General features: G+C 67.4%; 1 protein-coding gene. It reads left to right on the top strand.

Annotation, left to right across the window (positions count from 1 at the left end):
• Positions 1 to 123 precede the first annotated feature (123 nt).
• Positions 124 to 1,530, top strand: a complete 1,407-nt coding sequence (locus ACJH7A_RS30390; RefSeq protein WP_016341434.1) for an IS1380 family transposase — start codon at positions 124 to 126, stop codon at positions 1,528 to 1,530.
• The last annotated feature ends 174 nt before the right edge of the window (positions 1,531 to 1,704 follow it).

Below are 1,704 nucleotides of genomic sequence, written 5' to 3'. Positions count from 1 at the left end.
TAGCCCGGATTTTTCGTGGAATGTTGACTGTGGGGGTGTGTAGATAAGCGAAAGTGCCTGTCCTGCAAGGAATAATTGGACTTCTCTACGGTTCAAAAACCCTGACGGGAAGGCACTTCGCAGGTGAAGAATATCGCGGCGGCATCGCCGGTGAAAGTTTCCGCCGACGGCCATGGCGTTGTGTCGCATGCCGGGATGGGCATGCTGCGTGAGCTTGCCGACCGGACCGGCTTATCGGCGCAGGTCACGGCCGCGTTGGCCGACACCTACCGCGGCCCGTGGGTGTATGCGCCTGGGGAGGTGTTCGCTGATCTGGCGGCCGCGGTCGCCGACGGCGCGGACTGCATCGACGCGGTCGGTCAGCTGTGCGGTGACCGGGAGCACGTCCTGGGGGCCAAGGCCTCAACGACCACCATGTGGCGGCTGATCGATGAGCGGATCGATGCCGCGCATCTACCCGGGGTGCGCGCAGCCCGAGCCGCGGCGCGGGCAGCGGCCTGGGCTGTCGGAGCCGCCCCCACCACCGGCGGCTGGCTGCATATCGACATCGATGCCACGCTGGTGATCGATCACTCCGACAACAAGGCCGGGGCTGCGCCGACCTGGAAGAAAACGTTCGGGCTGCACCCGCTGCTGGCGTTTCTGGACCGCCCCGACATCGCCGGCGGCGAAGCCCTGGCCGGGTTGCTGCGCAACGGTAACGCCGGCTCCAACACCGCCTCCGACCACATCATCGTCCTGCACCAGGCTTTGGCATCGCTGCCAGCGGCGTGGCGGCCCAACCCCGACGATCCCGACAACCCCGAGGCCCCGAAGGTGTTGGTGCGCTGCGATACCGCCGGATCCACCCACAAATTCGCCGCAGCGTGCCGGGCCGCCGGGGCCGGGTTCTCCTTCGGGTACCCCGTCGATACCCGCGTCCAGGACGCCGTGGACACCCTCAACCTCGGCGATTGCTGGTATCCAGCGATCGACACCGACGGCGGGATCCGCGACGGCGCGTGGGTCGCTGAAGCCACCGACCTGGTCAACCTGGCCTCCTGGCCCGAAGGGACCCGGCTGATCCTGCGTAAAGAACGCCCCCACCCCGGCGCGCAGTTGCGGTTCACCGACGCCGACGGCATGCGGGTCACCGCGTTCATCACCGACACACCACCGGGTGTCGTACCCGGTCAGGTCGCCGGTCTGGAACTACGGCACCGCCAGCACGCCCGCGTCGAGGACCGTATCCGCGAACTCAAAGCCACCGGGCTGCGTAACCTGCCCTGCCACTCCTTCTGGGCCAATGCTGCCTGGCTCGAAATCGTCCTGGCCGCCGCTGACCTGGTCACCTGGACCCGCCTCATCGGGTTCGCCAGCGATCGCGCTCTGGCCCGCGTCGAGATCACCACGTTCCGCTACCGGGTCCTGCACGTGGCCGCCCGTATCACCCGCGGCGCCCGCCAACTGCGGCTACGCATCGATGCCACCTGGCGCTGGGCGGCGGCGATCGCCGCCGCCTGGCACCGCGTCCGCACCGCCTTCGGATAACACCCCACCCCATCGGACCCATCAACGATGAAGGACCCACAGGCCCCAGGAAAGCCCGCCCCACCCGGCGACACGGGACAGCACCTCTACGCCACCACACGAAAACCACTACCCAACAACACAACTCGGCATCACACCGAACCCACACCAATTACCACGCAAAATCCGGGCTAG

The sequence above is a fragment of the Mycobacterium sp. SMC-17 genome, from assembly GCF_045310915.1.
Classification (GTDB): Bacteria; Actinomycetota; Actinomycetes; order Mycobacteriales; family Mycobacteriaceae; genus Mycobacterium.
Note: the sequence above shows the minus strand (reverse complement) of the source record. Positions and strands in the feature narration are given on the sequence as shown.